This window comes from Mesorhizobium sp. M1142 (assembly GCF_040318565.1).
GTDB lineage: Bacteria > Pseudomonadota > Alphaproteobacteria > Rhizobiales > Rhizobiaceae > Mesorhizobium.
Genome location: NZ_JAMYMK010000014.1, coordinates 61,619 through 80,920, shown reverse-complemented (window position 1 = coordinate 80,920; position 19,302 = coordinate 61,619). Strand labels below are relative to the sequence as shown.

14 protein-coding genes are annotated in these 19,302 nt (G+C 62.3%); 11 read left to right on the top strand and 3 right to left on the bottom strand.

Features of this window, described 5'->3' with window-relative positions:
• The first annotated feature begins 204 nt into the window (after positions 1-204).
• Positions 205-1,605: a selenium-binding protein SBP56-related protein gene (locus tag NKH42_RS21940; protein ID WP_352688254.1), complete on the top strand. Its 1,401-nt coding sequence runs from the start codon at positions 205-207 to the stop codon at positions 1,603-1,605.
• 24 nt (positions 1,606-1,629) lie between these two features.
• Positions 1,630-2,295, top strand: coding sequence for a hypothetical protein (locus NKH42_RS21935; protein WP_254820173.1), 666 nt, complete (start codon positions 1,630-1,632; stop codon positions 2,293-2,295).
• Positions 2,296-2,435: 140 nt separating this feature from the next.
• Here the strand turns inward: NKH42_RS21935 and NKH42_RS21930 are convergent, their stop codons facing one another.
• Positions 2,436-3,215 (bottom strand): SDR family oxidoreductase, encoded by a 780-nt coding sequence (locus NKH42_RS21930; RefSeq protein WP_352688257.1) that lies wholly within the window; start codon positions 3,213-3,215, stop codon positions 2,436-2,438.
• A gap of 120 nt (positions 3,216-3,335) precedes the next feature.
• Between NKH42_RS21930 and NKH42_RS21925 the strand changes: the two genes are divergently transcribed.
• Both NKH42_RS21925 and NKH42_RS21920 read left to right on the top strand, forming a co-directional pair.
• Positions 3,336-4,157, top strand: coding sequence for a UDP-2,3-diacylglucosamine diphosphatase (locus NKH42_RS21925; protein ID WP_352645534.1), 822 nt, complete (start codon positions 3,336-3,338; stop codon positions 4,155-4,157).
• A gap of 127 nt (positions 4,158-4,284) precedes the next feature.
• Entirely contained in the window at positions 4,285-5,502 is a 1,218-nt protein-coding gene (locus tag NKH42_RS21920; RefSeq protein ID WP_352478998.1) for an MFS transporter, read from the top strand.
• Here NKH42_RS21920 and dgcA read toward each other — a convergent pair.
• Positions 5,473-6,456, bottom strand: a complete 984-nt coding sequence (gene dgcA, locus NKH42_RS21915; protein ID WP_352688259.1) for an N-acetyl-D-Glu racemase DgcA — start codon at positions 6,454-6,456, stop codon at positions 5,473-5,475. The genes NKH42_RS21920 and dgcA overlap by 30 nt on opposite strands.
• 77 nt (positions 6,457-6,533) lie before the next feature.
• Here dgcA and NKH42_RS21910 point away from each other — a divergent pair, with 77 nt between their 5' ends.
• From NKH42_RS21910 to NKH42_RS21895, 4 genes are all read left to right on the top strand, one after another.
• Positions 6,534-7,718, top strand: a complete 1,185-nt coding sequence (locus tag NKH42_RS21910) for an ABC transporter permease (RefSeq protein WP_352645537.1) — start codon at positions 6,534-6,536, stop codon at positions 7,716-7,718.
• A 1-nt stretch (position 7,719) separates the two neighbouring features.
• Positions 7,720-8,538, top strand: a complete 819-nt coding sequence (locus tag NKH42_RS21905) for an ABC transporter ATP-binding protein (protein ID WP_352507853.1) — start codon at positions 7,720-7,722, stop codon at positions 8,536-8,538.
• 13 nt (positions 8,539-8,551) lie between these two features.
• Entirely contained in the window at positions 8,552-9,925 is a 1,374-nt protein-coding gene (locus NKH42_RS21900) for an MlaD family protein (protein ID WP_254820180.1), read from the top strand.
• Positions 9,926-10,052: 127 nt separating this feature from the next.
• Positions 10,053-10,619 carry an ABC-type transport auxiliary lipoprotein family protein gene (locus NKH42_RS21895; protein ID WP_352688261.1) on the top strand — a complete coding sequence of 189 codons (567 nt, stop codon included), beginning with the start codon at positions 10,053-10,055 and terminating at the stop codon, positions 10,617-10,619.
• 105 nt (positions 10,620-10,724) lie between these two features.
• On the opposite strand, the gene NKH42_RS21890 is transcribed toward NKH42_RS21895, so the two are convergent.
• Positions 10,725-17,111, bottom strand: a complete 6,387-nt coding sequence (locus NKH42_RS21890) for an apolipoprotein A-IV repeat region-like domain-containing protein (RefSeq protein ID WP_352507855.1) — start codon at positions 17,109-17,111, stop codon at positions 10,725-10,727.
• 286 nt (positions 17,112-17,397) lie between these two features.
• Here NKH42_RS21890 and NKH42_RS21885 point away from each other — a divergent pair, with 286 nt between their 5' ends.
• The 3 genes from NKH42_RS21885 to NKH42_RS21875 all read left to right on the top strand — a co-directional run bounded on the left by NKH42_RS21885 (position 17,398) and on the right by NKH42_RS21875 (position 19,295).
• Entirely contained in the window at positions 17,398-17,766 is a 369-nt protein-coding gene (locus NKH42_RS21885) for an Hpt domain-containing protein (protein ID WP_352507889.1), read from the top strand.
• Positions 17,767-17,863: 97 nt separating this feature from the next.
• A complete protein-coding gene (locus tag NKH42_RS21880) occupies positions 17,864-18,184 on the top strand; it encodes a 2Fe-2S iron-sulfur cluster-binding protein (RefSeq protein WP_006334837.1) in 321 nt (106 codons plus the stop codon).
• A gap of 82 nt (positions 18,185-18,266) precedes the next feature.
• Positions 18,267-19,295, top strand: coding sequence for an NAD(P)/FAD-dependent oxidoreductase (locus NKH42_RS21875; RefSeq protein WP_352756213.1), 1,029 nt, complete (start codon positions 18,267-18,269; stop codon positions 19,293-19,295).
• Positions 19,296-19,302 lie beyond the last annotated feature (7 nt).

Here is a 19,302-nt window from a genome sequence, read left to right as displayed (position 1 = left end):
GTGGCGCTCGTCGCTCACAGAGGCCTTGCGGCGAAACAAGTCGACATTGCAGTTCTCCAAAATCCGTGAGATTCTTCGAAAAGTCGCACGAAATAGCGTGCGAACAACAAAGCGCCCCGACGTTTTCGGCGGACATCCAAACGCATCACAGATCGTGCCCCTGATTGTCGGTCGGACTGCTTAACCTGCCAAGGGAGGACGACAATGACTGTACGGCCAGACCCGACTTTCCACGCGACTGCCAAGCTCGCAATGCAGGCGCCAGTCGAAAATTTTGCCTACACTTTGATGTTGAGTCCCGACTTCTCTCAGCCAGATGGACTAGCCATAGTTGACGTAAACCCGAAGTCGAAGGACTACGGCAAGGTCGTCCATAGCGTGATAATGCCGAACAAGGGCGACGAGTTTCACCATTTCGGCTGGAACGCGTGCTCTTCGGCCCTTTCGCCGCTGAATGGTCACCCGTTTCTCGAGCGCCGCTTTCTGATCATTCCCGGTATTCGATCTTCGCGCATTTACGTCATCGACACCAAGGGCGGACCGACCAAGGCCAAGATCCACAAGGTCATCGAGCCAGAAGAAGTGTTTGCCAAGACGGGCTATTCCAGGCCTCATACGATTCACTGCGGTCCGGAAGGTATTTATGTCTCGACGCTTGGGGGCGGTGGCCCTGACGGCACCGACGGACCTCCCGGCATCTTTGTCATGGATTGCCAGACGTTCGACGTCATCGGGCGCTACGAGATCGATCGCGGGCCGCAGGACAAGCAGTATGATTTCTGGTGGAACCTGCCACGCGACTACATGGTCTCGAGCGAGTGGGCCCTTCCGCCCCAGTTCGAGCAGGGCATCGTGCCTGAAGACCTCCTGTCGAACAAATACGGACACCGGGTGCATTTCTGGAATTTGCGCGAACGCAGGAACGTGCAGACCATCGATCTGGGCGCCAACCACCAGATGGCGCTGGAAGTCCGCCCCGCCCATGACCCGGTCAAGGAATACGGTTTCCTTGGAGTGGTCGTCGACACGACAAACCTCGAGGGATCGATCTGGACCTGGTGGCGCGAGGGCGGCAAATTCCATTGCGAAAAGACGGCGACCATCCCGCCCGAGGCAGCCGCCAAGGATGACCTGCCGCCGTTGCTTCAGGGCTTCGAGGCGGTGCCGCCGCTAGTAACCGACATCGACCTGTCGCTCGATGACCGATTCCTCTACGTATCCTGCTGGGGCACCGGCGAGATGCGCCAATACGATGTGACCGATCCGATGAAGCCTAAGCTTGCAGGGTCCATCCATATTGGCGGCATCACGCGCAAGGCCAAGCATCCCGGCGGCGGCGACTACAGGGGCGGACCGCAAATGGTCGAGATCAGCCGCGACGGCAAACGCGTTTACTGGACCAACTCCCTGTATTCGACTTGGGACGATCAGTTCTATCGCGATGGTATTCCGGCAGCCATGGTCAAGGCCAATGTCGGCGAGAACGGTGGAATCACCCTGGACAAGGACTTTTATGTCGAGTTCCCCGAGGGGTATCGCTCGCACCAGATTCGTCTGGAAGGTGGCGATTGCTCGACGGATTCGTTCTGCTATCCGTCGGTGTAACCGACTGCCCGGGTCAATGAAGCGATGAGCGAGTGGACGACGGCCGGTCTCTGGCTGGCCGTCGTCGCCAGCGGCATTTATCACGGCATCAATCCTGGCATGGGCTGGCCGTTGGCCGTTTCGGCCGGCCTTTTGGACAGACGTGCCGGCGAATTGTTTCGGGCGCTCGGCCTTTTGGCAATAGGCCACTTTGTGGCGATGATCGGTATCCTGCTGCCCTTCGGCGCGATGCTGACGCTCATCGTCTGGGAACGACAGATTCGCATCGCGGCGGGGTTGATTGTGATCGCAGCCGGGATCTATCTCCTGATCAACCGGCGCCACCCGCGTGTTCTTGCCCGTATCCCGCCGGCGCAATTGGCCTTGTGGTCTTTCGCGGCCGCCACCGCGCATGGCGCCGGGCTGATGCTGGTGCCGATTTATCTCGGCTTGTGCCAGGCAGGCGATCTCGATGTTGGACACCAGGCGGCTACCACGCTCATGGCCGGTAATCTGATCACCGCCACCACCGTCTCCGTGGTCCATACGGCCGCGATGATTGTAAGCGGCGGTGTTATCGCCATTGCCGTCTATCGATGGCTCGGACCCAAGTTCATCTCACAAAGCTGGTTCAATCTCGACACTGTGTGGGCCCTGAGCCTGATCCTGGTGGGCGGAATTGGGATCGCGAGTATCGGATTCGCTCGCTAGCTTGCATGCATTGGCAAAGGAATTCTCCCTTCTGCGAATGTCAGGAAGGTCAGATCGCATCATGCGGCGCTCGCACCCAACAACCGCAAAGGGTCGTTCTTCCGCCGTCCAGAGGGTAACCAAGCGTTTGGATTCTACCACTAGAACGCGCTGACGTAGAGGCCGCCGTCGACCGGTACGTTCTGCCCGGTCAGGTAGCCGGCATGGACCGAGCACAGGAAGGCGCAGATCTGGCCGAATTCCTCCGGCGTGCCGAGCCGTTTGGCCGGAACATTGGCTGCTGCTTGCGCCTTGCGCGCGGCAGCTGCCGCCGGATCCTCGACACTGCCGGGTTCATGCGGGCCGCGCAGCCGGTCGGTGTCGAGTTTTCCCGGCAGCATGTTGTTGATCGTCACATTGCGGTCGATCACCGTCCGCGCGACGCCGGCGAGGAACGAGGTGAGGCCGGCGCGGGCGCCGGACGACAGGTCGAGGCCGGGGATAGGCACATAGACGGACAGCGAGGTGATGTTGACGATGCGGCCGAAGCCGCGCGCCGCCATGCCGTCGATCACGGCCTGAACCAGTTCGACAGGGGTTACCATGTTCTGGGTGACGCCCTCGAGGATCTTTTCGCGGTCGAGCGCGCGGAAATCGCGAAACGGCGGACCGCCATTGTTGTTGACGAGGATGTCGGGATCGGGGCAGGCGGCAAGCAGCGCCTTCTGGACATCGGGCTTGGATATGTCGCCGACGATCTCGGTCACCTTGACGCCGAATTTCTCCCGCAGTTCAGCGGCGGTTTTGGCCAGCACGTCGGCGCTGCGGCCATTGACTACCAGATCGCAGCCTGCCTCCGCCAGTGCCATGGCGCAGCCGCGTCCCAAGCCTTTGCTCGAAGCGCAGACGATGGCCTTCTTGCCGCGAATGCCGAGATCCATGGTGATTTTCTCCTCTGATTGCCGCGGCAACCTATCCGGATGGCTGGACCAATCGCAACCGTCATACGGTTGTTGCATGAATCGGGGCATAGCCTCACGCGAAAGCAACGGTGACAAATGATGTCCGGCGCAGAGCCCCGCACTTTCCGCAGCATGTTCATCTCCGACGTCCATCTCGGATCGAAAGCGGCGAAGGCCGAGTTCCTGATCGATTTCCTGCGCCATCACGATGCCGATATCATCTATCTCGTCGGCGACATCGTCGACGGCTGGCGCTTGAGACGAAGCTGGCATTGGCCGCAGAGCCACAATGACGTCGTCCAGAAATTGCTGCGCAAGGCGCGCAAGGGCGCCAGCATCACCTACATCGCCGGCAATCACGACGAGTTCGCGCGCCAGTTCCAGGGCGTGCATTTCGGCGGCATTGTCGTCGCCGACCGCGCCATCCACGAGACCGCCGATGGCAAACGCCTTCTTGTCATTCATGGCGACCAGTTCGACACCGTCGTCCACAATGCGCGCTGGCTCGCCTATCTCGGCGATTACGCCTATGACGCGGCGATGCTGGTCAACCGCGTCATCACGCGCCTGCGCCAGGTGCTCGGCCTGCCTTACTGGTCGTTCTCGTCCTGGGCCAAGGTCAAGGTCAAGAAGGCGGTGAATTTCATCGGCTCGTTCCAGACCGTGCTGACCGAGGAGGCGCGCCGCTCGCACGTCGACGGCGTCATCTGCGGGCACATCCACCACGCCGCGATCGAAAGCTACGAGGACGTGCAGTACATCAACACCGGCGACTGGGTGGAGAGCTGCACGGCGGTGGTCGAGCATTTTGACGGCCGGATGGAAATCCTGCACTGGGCGCATGTCCTGCCGGAGACTCCGGTCGGCGGCGAGGTGCTCGTGCCGATCGACATCAAGGGCAGGGCAGTCCAGGCGGCTTGACCAAAACCCGGCCGCCCTCGCTTCAATCGGTTAGTCCAGCGGTTTCATCGACTTTTTCGCCGTGTTATGCAGCGGCAGATGTGGTGGGCCGACCCGGCTGAATGCCGTGCCGACGGATCGCCTGTCAATGTCCTCGCTGCCGCCGCTTTCGCCCGAACAGCTCGTCAAGCCACGCCATTTCGAACTGCGCATGAGCTTGATCTTCTTCACGCTCTTCGTGCCGCTCGGAACGCATGTGCCGTATTTTCCCCTGTGGCTGCAGGCCAAGGGGTTCCACGCCGAGCAGATAGCCGTGATCCTCGCCGCGCCGATGTTCCTGCGTGTGGCAACGACGCCTTTTCTTACCGCGCTGGCAGACAAAGCGAGCGACCGCGCCAATGTCTATGTTGCGCTGGTCGCCGCATCGCTGATCCTGTCCGCCGGCTACCTCCTGCCGCCGACCTACGCAATGGTACTTGCCGTATCCCTGGCGCTGACGGTCGTTTGGACGCCGCATTCGCCGATTGCCGATTCGCTCGCCCTTTCAGGCGTTCGCCGCTTCGGCTCGAACTACGCCGGTATGCGCAAATGGGGCTCGATCTCCTATCTCTGTGCTAATCTCGCCGGCGGTTTCATCTTGTCGGCGAGCGGTGCTCAGGCTGTCCCGGTGATCATCTTCGTGTCGTTATGCGCTGCGCTAGCCGCCGGGCTGATTGCGCCGCGCCTCGGCCGCCCGCGCCGCGCCTCGCCGCTTTCGGCTGCCGACATTCAGCAATCGGCGTCAAAACTCCTCAACCCGTATTTTCTTTATTTTTCGACCGGGGTCGGCGTCATCACCGCCAGCCACGCGTTTCTCTACGGCTTCGTGTCGATCTACTGGAAGTCGATCGGCATCAGCGATTCGGTTGTTGGGCTGCTGTGGGGGTGGGGCGTCGTCGCCGAGATATGCATGTTCGTCGTCTTCACCCGGGCTTTCGCCTCCTTCTCGGTCGTGTCGATCATGCTGATTGCCGGGACAGGCGCTATCGTGCGCTGGATCGCCTTCCCTTTGATCTGGCCGCTTGGGCTTGGCGTTGGCGGGTTTTTCGCGATCCAGACGCTGCACGCGGTTTCGGTGGCGCTGGTGCTAATTGGCCTGCAAAAGATGATCGGTGAGACCGTCGTGGAAGAACGCACCGGGGCGGCGCAAGGCATCGCCTACTTTTCCAACGGCTTCTTCATGGCGGTGGCGACGCTGATTTCCGGTCCTCTTTACGACCGCTTCGGCGCGAGCGGCTTCTTTGCTATGATCCCGATCGCCCTGACGGGCCTGGCGCTGATCGGGCTTGCGGCGCGTTCAGCCCCACAGCGCCGGCTCGGGCGGTGACACCAGCGACCCTCGATAGACGAGACCGGGAACGCGGTCGCGGGCTAGCAGCAACGGACCGTCGAGATCGACGAAATCGGCATCCTGCGCCAACAGAACGGCCGGCGCCATCGCAAGCGATGTGCCGACCATGCAGCCGACCATAACGCCAAGACCCAGTTCGCGGGCGCGGTCGCGAAGCACGAGCGCTGCGGTCAGGCCGCCGGATTTGTCGAGCTTGATGTTGATGGCGTCGTAGAGGCCGACAAGCGCTCCAATATCCTTCGCCTCGTGCACGCTTTCGTCGGCGCAGATCGGCACCGGATGCGCGATGTGGCGAAGAATACCGTCATGTCCCGCCGGCAGCGGCTGTTCGATCAAGGCGATACCTTGCGCAGCGGCAAAGGCGAGGTTTTCTACGATGTTATCGTTCGTCCAGCCTTCGTTGGCATCAAGAATGATTCGGCTGTCGGGTGCCGCCGCCGTCACTGCGCGGATGCGGGCGATGTCGTTGTCGCCGCCGATCTTGACCTTGAGCAGCGGGCGCTGGGCGTTGGCGCGGGCCTGCGCCGCCATCGCTTCCGGCTCGGCGAGCGACAATGTGTACGCCGTCTCAAGCGGTCGTAACGGAACGCTTCGTATCGTATGCGCCACCGGTGTTCCGCTGATCTTCGCTTCCAGGTCCCAGAGCGCGCAGTCGATGGCGTTGCGTGCCGCGCCGGCAGGCATGGCACCGAGCAGGGCGATGCGGCTGATGCCGTGCGCGATCTCACTGCGCATCGCCTCTATCGCGCCACGCACACCCTCAACGGTCTCGCCATAGCGCTTGTAAGGAACGCATTCGCCGCGCCCTGTACGGCCGTTTTCGGTGATGGCGCAGGAAATCACCTCCGCTTCGGTCTTCGAGCCGCGCGAAATGGTAAAGGTCCCGGCTATCGGAAAGCGCTCGGCCTCGACCGAAATGACACGCGCCATATTTTTCTGCTCCGGCTGTGCACAAGGAGGATGTCGGCAAATCGACAGCTCGGCCCCGTCAGGCTAAACAGGACGCCATGTTGACCATCCGCAAACGCGACGCAAGCGGCCCTGCCAAGGAGCCCGACCACCAGCCGCGCATCGCGATCGGCGAGGAGGGCGGCGTTCTCGGCTGCGCTTTCTCGGGAAGCTGGACGACACGCACCGTGGCGCTGGTCGATGCCGAGATGCGCAAGATCGAGAAGCGCAGCGGCTTCCAGACGCTGGCGCTCGATCTGTCGCAGATCGAGAAGATGGACACTGCCGGGGCGTGGCTGATCGATCGCCTGGTGAGCAGCTTCGAAAAGAAGGGCGTCGAGATCAAGATGCAGGGGCAAAGCGAGATTGCCTCGATCCTGCTTGGCGCCGTCGGCGATGCGGTTCGACGCGAGCCCGGATCCGGTCCGGCAAAGCCGCCCAACTTCATCATTCGGGGGCTCGAGGCGGTAGGCCGTCGCGTCTATGAGATGCGCGACGATTTCCTGGCCGCAATGAACATCCTCGGCGCCACGATACGCGGCTCTCAGATGAAGCTTGGCCGTGGCCATGCCGTCAATATGGCGGCGATCTTCAACCAGATCGATCGCATGGGCGTCGGCGCCATACCGGTGGTGGTGCTGATGTCGGCCATCGTCGGTGCGATCGTTGCCCAGCAAGGCGCCTATCAGCTCAGTTATTTCGGCGCCGACATCTTCGTCGTCGACCTGGTCGGCGTGCTGATCCTGCGCGAGCTCGGCGTTTTGATGACGGCGATCATGATCGCCGGCCGCTCCGGTAGCGCGATTACCGCCGAGATCGGCTCGATGAAGATGCGCGAGGAGGTCGATGCGCTGAAGGTGATCGGTCTTAATCCAATCGGCGTGCTGGTGTTTCCGCGGTTGGTCGCGCTGGTCGTCGCGCTGCCTTGCCTGACGATCATCGCCAACTTTGCAGCACTGGGCGGCGGCATTTTGGCTGCATGGCTCTACTCTGATATTGCACCGGCAGCGTTCATCGATCGGCTGCGTGTCGCAATCGACCTCAGCACCATCTTTGCGGGCCTGATCAAGGCGCCGTTCATGGCCATGATCATCGGCATAATCGCCTCGGTCGAGGGCATGAAGGTTGGCGGCAGCGCCGAATCGCTCGGCCAGCATGTCACCGCCTCAGTGGTGAAGTCGATCTTCGTGGTCATTATCCTCGACGGGCTTTTCGCCATGTTCTATGCAGCGATCGAGTTCTGAGATGGAGCTGCCGGGCACAAACACGACCAAGGTGGCGACGAAGGCCAAAGAAGACGAGATCGTGCTGTCAGCACACGACATCACCGTATCGTTCGCCGACCAGGTCGTTCTCGACAAATTGTCGCTCGATATCTGGCGCGGGGAGATTCTCGGCTTTGTTGGTGCCTCCGGTGCGGGCAAATCTGTTCTCTTGCGCACCATCCTTGGCTTGACGCGCAAGCAATCGGGAACAATCAAACTGTTCGGCGTCGACGTCGAGAAGGCAACCGAAAGGGAGCGCCTTCGCATCGACATGCGGCTTGGCGTGCTGTTCCAGCATGGCGCTCTTTTTTCGGCGCTGACGGTCCTCGAAAACGTCCAGGTGCCGATGCGTGAATATCTCGATTTGCCGAAGAAGCTGATGGACGAACTTGCCATGCTTAAGGTGGAGTTGGTCGGACTGCCGCCGGAGGCGGCGCAGAAATTCCCCTCCGAGCTCTCCGGCGGCATGATCAAGCGTGCCGCCTTGGCGCGCGCCCTGGCGCTCGATCCGGACATCGTTTTCCTCGACGAGCCGACGTCCGGCCTCGATCCAATTAGTGCGGCTGAATTCGACGAATTGGTCGTCAAGCTGCGCGATACGATGGATTTGACCGTGTATATGGTCACGCATGATCTCGACACGCTGTTTACCGCGTGCGACCGCGTGGCGGTGCTTGGCAACAAGAAAGTGCTGGTCGAGGGCACGATCGACGACATGCTCAGGAGCGAGGAACCCTGGGTAAAATCCTATTTCCGCGGAAAACGCGCCCGGCAACTTGATCTTGCGGCGCGCGCATAGCCATAAGTGAGCAATGGAAACCAGGGCCAACTACGTCATTGTCGGCATTTTCACGCTGGCCGCGATCCTCGCGGCTTTCGCTTTCGTCTATTGGACGGCGGCTATCGGCGAAAGGGGCGAGACGGCGGTGCTGCGCGTGCGCATTCCAGGCTCCGCTTCGGGGCTCGGCCGTGGCAGTTTCGTGCTGTTCAATGGCGTCAAAGTCGGCGACGTGCGCCGTGTCTATATCGACGTCGACAATCCGACTGCTGCTATCGCCGACACCGAAATAGACCGGAATACGCCTATCACCAAGTCGACGCAGGCCGATATCGGGCTTGCCGGCCTCACCGGCCAGGCCAACATCGAGCTCAAGGGCGCCGACCCCAAGGAGCCAAAACTCCTCGACGAGGCGGAAAAGGAAGGCCGCGTCGCCGAGATCGTTGCCAACCCGTCGGCGGTCACCAACCTGTTGCAGACGGCGCAGAACATCTTCACCCGGGCCGACAAGGTCCTTTCGGAGCTCGAAGGCTTCACCAAGGATGTGCGCGGGCCGCTGACGCAGACCGTCAACAATGTCCAGACCTTCTCCGATGCACTGGCCAGGAATGCGGACGGCGTCGACAAGTTCCTGGCCAGCGTCAGCTCGCTGGCGGATGAACTGAAGGGTGTTTCGGGCAAGCTCGACGGCACGCTGAAGGCGGCGGAAGGGCTACTCAATGCCGTCGATAAGGACCAGATCAAGAGCATCGTCGCCAACGTCGACACGGTCACCGCCAATCTCAAGGAAACCAGCAAGCAGTTCGACACGGTTATCAAGAACGTCGACACGGCGGTCGGCTCGATCAACGACTTCGCCCAGAAGACGCAAGGCACGCTGGCCAAGGTCGACGGCGTTCTCGACGGCATCGATCCGGCTGAGGTGCGCACCGCGCTGGCCAATATCCAGAAGGCCAGCGAAAACGCCAACGAGGCTGCCGCCGACATCGCCAAGGTGACCAACAAGTTCGCCAACCGAGCCGATGACATCGATGAAACCATCAAAGACGCGCACCAGCTCGCAGGACGCCTCAACGATGCCTCGGTGCGAGTCGACGGTATCCTTGCCAAGGTCGACAAACTGCTCGGCTCCGGCCAGGCCGACGGCGTCATGGCCGACGCCAGAGCGACGCTGAAATCGTTCAAGCAGGTCGCCGACACGCTGAACGCCCGTCTCGGTACCATTACCGACAATCTGGCGCGGTTCTCGGGACAAGGGCTGCAAAACGTCGAAGCGCTGGTCCAGGACAGCCGCCGTTCGATCAATCGCATCGAAGAGGCGGTAACCGATCTCAGCCGCAACCCACAAAGGATCTTGTCCGGCGGCGAGGGCGAGGTCCGGCAGTTCGACGGCAGGGTGCGCCGTTGACTTCGATCCCCGACCACCGCAAGAACATAGCTGGCAGATGCGCATTGTTTCCACGATCCGGGGGGGATCGCGTTTGAAGTCGATCAGTTCAGGCAGCATCACATCGGGTGGGTCTAAGGTCGGGGCGATGTTGCTGGCGCTTTCGCTTGCAAGCTGCGCGGCCTTGCCGGGCGGCAGACCGGCGCCGCTGGATACGTTCGAGCTTTCGGCGCCGTCGCTGGAAGCGCGTGCCCACAGCCGTCGGCAGATACTCATCGCCCAGCCTTCGGCGCTCAAGGCGCTGGATAGCCAGAACATCGTCATCAAGCCATCGCCGCGATCGATCCAGTATCTCAAGGGCGCGCAATGGGCCGACCGGCTGCCGATGATCGTACAGGCGCGGCTGGCAGAGACGTTCCAGCGCTCGGGCAGCTTCACCGGCGTCGGCAAGCCGGGCGAGGGGCTGGCGATCGACTATCAGGTGATCGTCGAGATCCGCTCGTTCGAGGTGCGTGTCGATGGCGGCGAACATGCCGAGGTCGAGCTGTTCGTGCGCCTGTTGAACGACCGCAACGGTGAAGTGCGCGCTTCGAAGACGTTTAGCGCCATCGCGCCCGTTTCGGGCAATGGCAACCAGGCCTATGTCGGCGCGCTCGATGCCGCGTTCGGCGATGCGGCCGGGCAAATCGTCCGCTGGACCGACACTGTGATATGACGCGGCCGGAACTGCTGGCACGGCACTCTACAGCGCCAATGGAATTCAGTACGGCATGAAAAAGGCGGGAAATCCCGCCTTTTCATTTATTCTCTATCGCCCGCTCTAGTGAAGGCGGCCGCTGGCGTGTGCCAGCATCGTGTAGACCTTGCCGGTATCCGAGGTCAGGTAGGTCTGTGCCATGATGTTGTCGCGGTCGTTGCGCGACACGTCCTTGAGCAGCTTTTCGAAATCGTCGCAGTAACGATCGACAGCAGCTCGGAACTCCGCCTCCGACTGATATTTGCGGCGGATCTCGTCGAACGTCTGCTGGCCCTTCAGCGTGTAAAGTCGGCGCGTGAAGACGTCGCGTTCGCCGCGCCGGTAGCGGTTCCACAGCTCGATCGAGGCATCGTGATCGATGGCGCGGGCGATATCGACCGAGAGCGAGTTCAGCGATTCCACGACATGAAGCGGCGAACGCGCAGCGGGAGCCGGGCGCGGCGCTTCGGCGGGTGCCGCCGGCTTGGCATCGTCTTCGCGCGATGCACCGGTCAGGAGGTCGCGCACCCAGCCGCCTTGCGGCGTGCGGCCGTTGGGGTCGCGCTGGCGCGGCGCTTGGTCTGCGGAGCGTTCGAGGTCGAGCGTGCCGCGCAGCGCCGTCTCGCCCGAAGGCGCCTGCGGGGGACGGCGTTGTTCTGGAGCCGGAGCCGGGCGACGTGGCGGCTCAGCGGCGCGTGCGGCAGGCGCTTGCGGCGCCGGACGCAGGTTGCGCTGTTCCGAACTGTCGGCGCTACGGCCAGATTTCGCAACGATTTCAGAAAGTTCCTTCAGCGCGTTGATCTGCTCTGAAACGGCACGGCGGATAGCCGTGGTCGATTCCTTTGCCTCTTCCGGCATCTCGATGACGCCTTTCTTGAGCTCGGCGCGGGTGAGGTCGAGCTCGCTCTTGATCGAGCCGGCGGTACGCCGCATCTCCTCGGTCGCATCGGCAAAGCGCTTGGTGGCCGAATCGACCACTTCGGAAATCGCGATACGGATCTTGTCGGCGGATTCCAGCGTCTTGCCTTCGGCGTTCTGCAGCGTTTGGCCGACCAGATTCTCGAACGAGCGCATGACCCTTTCGAGATCTTCCGATTTCTTGACAAGGCCGACGGCGAGGTCCTCCAGCGACGATTGCCTTTCGAGCGTGTGCTCGAGATTGCTCTGGGCCGAGCTCAACAGGTCCGAGGCACTGGAAAGCAACCGGCTGTGCTCGTCGAACTTGGTGGCGATGGAAGCAACCTCTCGCAAGGTCGAGGACGACAGCTCGGTGAGCCGCGTCGTGTTCGAATCGACCAGGCGCGCCGAACTGGCGAAGGTCTGCGCGGTCTTTTCCGTGGTCGCTGCGAAGCTTTGCGTGCTCCCGGTCAGGCGTTCTTCAACCTGGCCGAGATTGCCTGCCGCCTGCTCGATCAATTGACCGAGCTGCGAGCTGGAAGTGGTCATGCGGCCGATGAGGTCGGCAACGCTGTCGGCAAGCGTCGAGCGCGCGCCTTCGACGGCCGACAGGGTTTCTGCCGTGCGGCTGGCGAGGGCGTCGACGAGGGCGGCGTTTTGAGTGCGCAGCTTCTCGGTCGCACGTTCTGTGACCTCTTCCATGCTCTTTTGCAGCTCGGAGCCGCCCTGGGCAAAGCGCTCGACCAGAGGCCGTGCCGTCTCGTCCAAGATTTTCGATATTTCAGCCGAACGTGCCGCAAGCATCGTATTGAGCTCGCGAGTATTGGCACCGATGGTCTTTGCAGCGTCATTGGTGCTCTGGCCGATATGCTGGCCGACCGCGGTGAAGGTTTCGGCGATCGTGTTGGCACGCGAGACCAACTGCGCCTCGGCGTTCGCGACCTGCTCGTTGAGCTTTTGGCCCATTGTCTCGGCGGAGTAGGCGAGGCGGTTCTCGACGCCGGCGACCTGCTCCTCGACGCGGGCCGCTGTGGCAGCCGCACTCGATGCCAGGCGTTCGTCGGCACCGGCGAGCACCTGCTCGATTTCACGGGCATGGACGGCGAGTTCCTGGCCAGTCTGTCTGGCGCGCTCGGCAACCCGCTGCTCGGTGCTGGTGAAGGCGCCGACAATGGTGTCGGCATGTTCGCCGATGGCAGTGCTGCTGTCGGCGATACGGGATACCAGGCGATGATCCGCCTCCTCGAAGATGCGGCCGATCTCGGACGCACGGGCCGAAAGTGCTTCGGAGCCTTCGGCAATGCGCGAAATAAGTTGCTGGTCGGCGGCATCGAAAATGCGACCCAGATCCGACGCGCGTGCCGCGAGCGCTTCGGCGGATTCGCCGATGCGCACGCCCAGCCGCTCGTCGGCCGTTTCGAAATTGCGCAGGATGTCGCCGGCACGTGCCGCCAGCGACTGGGCCGTTTCGATGGCGCGAGAGACCAGCCTGTGGTCCGCCGCGTCGAAGGTGCCGGCAATCTCGCTTGCTCTGGCTGCCAGCTGATCGGCCGTTTCCTGCGCGCGCGCGAGCAAGGTGTTCGACGTGTCGTCGACGCGGGCAATCAAGGCGCTCGACGCATCCTCGGCGCGCGCGGCAAGACGACGGTCCGCCTCTTCAAAGGTGCGGGCGATGTCCTCCGCCCTGGCGAGCAGGGCAGCCGAGGTCTGCTCGGCACGCTCGGCGATCTTGCGGTCGGCATCGCTGAATGCCGCGCCCGCCTGCTCATGCAGCGCGCTGGTGACTTCCAGGACCTTTTCGCGCAGCGCCCCGGCGACGAAGACCGCGCTTTTTTCGAGCACACTGCGAACGTTGTCGACACCCGTCGACAGCGCCCGCTCCATGGTGCTGGCGCGCTCCTCGATGATGCCTGTCTGCCGGCTGAACGCCTGCTCGATCTTTTCTACGTCGGCAGCGATTGCATCGGAGATGTCGGTGCTCCTGGCGGCGATCTGGTCGATATGGCCGGACAGCGAACGGTCGACATCCTTGCGCGTTTCGGCGAGCCTGGAGAGATCGTCCTGCAATGCGCGGGTCAGCATGTCGCGGCCCTCGCTCAGCTTGCCGACATGACCGGCGACGATCTCGTCGACCTCGCTGCGGCTCATTGCAAGCCTCTCCAGGTCGGCTTCCAACGCGCGCCTGAGGATGTCGCGGCCTTCCGCCAGTTTCTCCACCTGGCCGGCAACCAGCCCATCGATGCTCGAACGGCTTTCGGCCAGCTTGGCGAGATCGTCCTCGAGCGCCTTCGACAGGGTCGAGCGGTCCTGGACGAGCTTCTCTGCGTGGGTTGCGACAAGGCTGTTGACGTTGCCGAGATCGGCTTCCAACGCACGCGAAAACTGCGCGCGATTATCGGTCAATAGCTGCGACTGATCGGCGATGGCGCCCCTGATCGTGTTGAGATCGGCCTCCAAGGCGCGCTTGAGGATATCGCGGCCTTCGGCCAGTTTCTCGACCTGGCCGGAAACCAGTCCGTCGATGCTCGAGCGGCTTTCGGCCAGCTTGGCAAGATCGTCTTCCAAGGCGCGCTTGAGGATGTCGCGACCCTCGGCCAGCTTCTCGACCTGGCCGGCGACCAACCCGTCGATGCTCGAACGGCTCTCTGCCAGCCTGGCAAGATCGTCCTCGAGCGCTTTCGAGAGGGCCGAACGCTCTTCGGTAAGCTTGTTCATATGTTCGGAGACGACGCCCCGCACGGTCTCGAGATCGGTCTCCAGTGCCCGCGACAGCTGACCACGGTCTTCCGCCAGCTTTTCGGACTGGCTGGCGATGACGCCCTTGACAGTGCTCAGATCGGCTTCGAGCGCACGCTTGAGGATGTCGCGGCCCTCTGCCAGCTTTTCGACCTGGCCGGCAACCATCACATCGATGCTCGAGCGGCTTTCGGCCAACTTGGCGAGATCGTCTTCGAGCGCCTTCGAAAGGGTCGAACGGTCTTCGGCAAGCTTGTTCATGTGATCGGAGACAACGCCCCGCACAGCCTCCAGGTCGCTCTCCAGCGCCCGTGACAACTGGCCACGGTCTTCCGCCAGCTTTTCAGACTGGCTGGCGATGACGCCCTTGATCGCGTTCAGGTCCGATTCGAGCGCGCGCTTGAGGATGTCGCGGCCTTCCGCCAGCTTCTCGACCTGGCCGGCAACCAGCCCATCGATGCTCGACCGGCTTTCGGCCAGCTTGGCAAGATCGTCCTCAAGCGTCTTCGAAAGCAGGCTGCGGTCATCGGCGAGCCTGCCAGAATGATCAGCGATCAGACTCCTGATGTCGGAGAGGTCGTTATCGAGTGACTGGGAAAGGCCGCTGCGGTCTTGCGCCAATTTCGCCGAATGCGCCTCGATGAGGCCATTGATGCCGGCGATGTCGGCTTCCAGCGCACTGGCGAGTATGGCGCGACCCTCGGCGATCTTTTCGACCTGACCGGCGACGAGGCCGTCGATGGCGGCGCGATTCTCTGCCAACTTGCCGAGGTCGGCCTCGAGCGCGCGCGAAAGGATGCTGCGGCCTTCGGCGAGCTTGCCGACGTGCCCGGCAACCATTTCATCAATTATCGTACGAGCTTGCACGAGTTTTCCGGAGTCTTCGTTCAGGGCCTGGGCCAGCCTGTTGCGACCCTCTTCAAGGCTTTCGAGATGGCTGCCCAGTGAAGCGTCGATCGCTGCGCGCGATTCGTTGACCTTGCGCAGATCCTCCTCAAGGGCGCGCGAGATAAGGCTGCGGCCTTCGGCAAGCTTCTGCACCTGGTTGGCCACCGCTGCGTCGATTTCGGCGCGACCCTCGGCGAATTTCGCCAGATCGGCCTGCATTGCCGCCGCCATCCGGTCGCGGCTTTCGGAAAGCTTGCGGCTATGGTTTTCAACGGCTTCCTCTATGCCGGCGCGAGCATCGGCAAGCCGCTGGATGTCCGTGTCGAACGAACGCGATACGACATGGCGTGCCGCTTCCATGCGCCCGGCGAAATCGCCGGCGCGGGCTTCAAGCATGGTCGAGGTCGATGAAATGATGTCGGCCATGTCGGCACCGATCTGGGTCTTGCCCTGATCGATCATTGCCGACAGCGTCTCCTTGCTATCCTGGAAGGTGTGGGCGATTTCGCGCGCGCGCTCGACCAGCGTCTCGTTGATCTGGCGTGCGCGAGCCTCCAGCGCGGCGTTGAGCTTCTGCGTGCCGGTGTCGAGCGCCTCGGCGCGGGTCTGGAACTCGCTGATCAGCGCCTGGCCACGTTCGGCAAGCGTCCGCTCAATGCCGTTGAGGCTGGCTTCGAATTCCGAATTGAGTGTGCGGGCGGCGCCGCCGAGCAGCGACACCATGCCGCTTGTGCGGTCGTCGAGCAGGTCGGTCAGCGACCGCGTCAGGCCATCGGTGGTGTCCGTCAGCTTGGCGATGCGGGTGTCGAGCAGGCTGGCGAAGGCCTCGCCCGACGTCGACAGCCGATCGGTGATCGATTCGAGCCGGCCTTCCACCGAATCGAAGATCGACATCGAGCTTCCGTTGATCCTGTCGATCAGCGTGTCGCCGGATTCGTTGATCGTCATCGACAGCTTGGTCGAGGCATTGAGAATGCTGTCGCGAATGATATCGCTGGCGGCGTTGATCTCGTCTTTCAGTGTCTCGTGGGCGCCGGTGATCGAAGCGCGCACGCGCTCGGCATGGGTGACGACTGCTTCGCGCTCGCTGCCCAGCCCATCGACCAGCGAGCGGATGCGGGACTCGTTCTCTGAATAGGAGCGCTCGATCTGGTTCACCTCGCTGTGAACCAGCGTTTCGAGCTCGACGGCACGCGCAAGCGTGCGTTCGATGCCTTCGCCCATGGCTGCCACCTCGCGGCGAACCGCTTGGCCGATCATCATGACGCGATCCTGGGCAAGATTTTCCGGCTCGGCCAGACGGAAGGCCACCTCGGTCATCGACTGCGCGGCAAGGCGCATCTCCTGAGCGCGGCGAATCATCACTGCGAATGCCCAGAACAGGATGACAGGCACGATTGCCGCGACCGCCAGGCCGATCAGCTCGGGACGGGCGAAAAACTGATCGAAGGTGCGGATGTTCCAGATGCCAGGTCCGAACAACAGGTTCGCAAGGCCGCCAGCGCCGGCGATCCAGGCCAGCGAAACGAAAGCCACGACCCAATAGATCGTGTTCGAGGCGCGCCGATTGAGGGTGTGCAGGAGCGTTTTATAGTCTTTTTGACGATCGTCGTTGGCCGGCGAGAAAGCTGCCGGCTGCGAGCCATTGCGCGTTGCGACAGGACGCAACTCAGCCGGCTTGGCCTTTGGCGCGGAATTTGCGTTCTGGCGTTGATTGGCGGCTTGTGCCGCGCTCTGGGTCTGGTCCGGGGCAGGCGGTTCGTTCTGGCTGCGACCTTCGCGCGCCAGCTCGTCGGCGGCTTGCGATATTTGCGCTTCCAGATCTTCCATGGATGCCGCCATGTCGAAGTCGCCGCCGGCATCGCCGCTCAGGTCGATATCGAGTGCCTTTTCGAGTTCTCTGGCTACGTCGCTGTCGAGCGTTCTTGTCGTCGTTGGTTTCTTCGCCATGCCTTCGCTACCCTGTACAAGCTGCGGCGGGACTTATGGTTCTGCTTATTGATTCTGCCTAGCGTGTCCCGCGCAGGAGGCTGAAAATGGACCCTGTCGTATCGTAATGACACAGCCGGGTAAAGAAAACATGCATTCCGCCCGATACGTAAAACTTTAAATATAAGGTTAACACAGCCGTGATTCCGGCGCCGTTATCGCGACATTTTTCCGGGCCAATCATTAACCCGTTGTCCACCGGATACGCCTAGTTTTTGCGGCGGTCGAAGAACGGAGTCTCAAAGTGATACGTGGCGAAAACGGCATTGCCTTCTCGATGCCCGGCGGCGATGTGTCGGGGACAGCCGGGGCGCGGCCGATCGACCTGGCGCATCTTGCGCGCCAGACGATGGGCGATCGGAGCCTCGAGCAGGAGGTGCTGGCTCTGTTCGTGCAGCAGGCGCTGTCGGTGCGCGACAAGATCGTCGATGCGGATGTCGGGCAGCGGCTGCTATTGGCACACGGGCTCAAAGGCTCGGCGCGCGGGGTCGGCGCCTTCGCCATCGCCGATTGCGCCAGTGCGATCGAATGCCGGCCCGAAGACGCCGGCACGCTGAAGCGGCTTGGCTCGCTGATCGAAGAAGTGCGCGACTTCGTCGCCGCCATCAGCCGATAGCACTTATTCCCGAAACGCCACACAGCGGCGCTTTGGCGCCGCAGTTGACTTGTCCGGCAGAGTGATTATGTCGGCTCAGACTCCCTTCAGGTGACAAATGACCAAGCTGACCTTCATCGCCCATGACGGCACGCATTTTGACGTGGATGCCGAAAACGGCTCGACCGTCATGGAAAATGCGATCCGCAATGCGGTGCCGGGAATAGAAGCGGAATGCGGCGGCGCCTGCGCCTGCGCGACCTGCCATGTTTATGTCGACGAAGCCTGGACGGCGGAGGTCGGCGAGCCGGAAGCCATGGAAGAGGACATGCTGGACTTCGCCTACGACGTCCAGCCGAATTCGCGGCTGTCATGCCAGATCAAGGTGCGCGACGCCCTCGACGGGCTGGTCGTGCGCGTGCCGGCCCGCCAGGGCTGAAGCCGATTTTTGCCGCTGCCGCTTGGCAGCGGACCAATGGTCATGCAGTGTCGCGCCGTTTTCCCATAAAGGCGCATGCTTCATGACCGCTATCATCAAGACAGACGTACTCATTGTCGGGGCAGGGCCTGTCGGCCTGTTTGCGGTATTCGAGCTCGGCCTCTTCGACATGAAGTGCCATCTGATCGACATACTCGACCGGCCCGGGGGGCAGTGCGCCGAACTCTACCCGGAAAAGCCGATTTACGACATTCCGGGCTGGCCCTCGATCTCGGCGCAAGGTCTGGTCGACAAGCTGCTTGAGCAGATCGCGCCGTTCAAGCCCGAGTTCACCTATAACCGCATGGTTTCGGGCCTGGAAAGACTGGAGGACGGCAGCTTCCGCGTCACTACCGACGAAAACGAGGTGTTCGAAGCCAAAATCGTCGTGATCGCCGCTGGCGGCGGCTCTTTCCAGCCGAAGCGGCCGCCGATCCCGGGCATCGAACCCTATGAAGGCAAGAGCGTGTTCTACTCGGTGCGCCGGATGGAGGACTTTCGCGGCCATGACCTCGTCATCGTCGGCGGCGGCGATTCGGCGCTCGACTGGACGCTGAATCTGCAGCCAGTGGCCAAGAGCGTGACACTGGTGCACCGGCGGCCCGAATTCCGTGCAGCGCCCGACAGCGTCAACAAGATGTATGCCATGCAGGAGATGAAGCAGCTGGAATTCCAGGTCGGACAAGTGACTGGCCTGACCGGCGCCGACGGCCAGCTCGCCTCCGCCATCATCAAGGGACCGGAGGGCGATATCGAAGTACCGTGTACGCGGATGCTGCCATTCTTCGGCCTGACGATGAAGCTCGGCCCAATCGCCGAATGGGACCTCAATCTCCACGAGAACCTGATCCCGGTCGACACCGAAAAATTCCAGACGTCGGTACCCGGCATCTTCGCCGTCGGCGACATCAACTGGTATCCCGGCAAGTTGAAGCTGATCCTGTCAGGCTTCCATGAGGTCGCTTTGATGGCGCAAGCAGCCAAGCGCATCGTCAGCCCCGGCGAGCGCATTGTGTTCCAGTATACGACCTCGTCGACCAGCTTGCAGAAGAAGCTCGGCGTGGTCGACTGACCCTCGC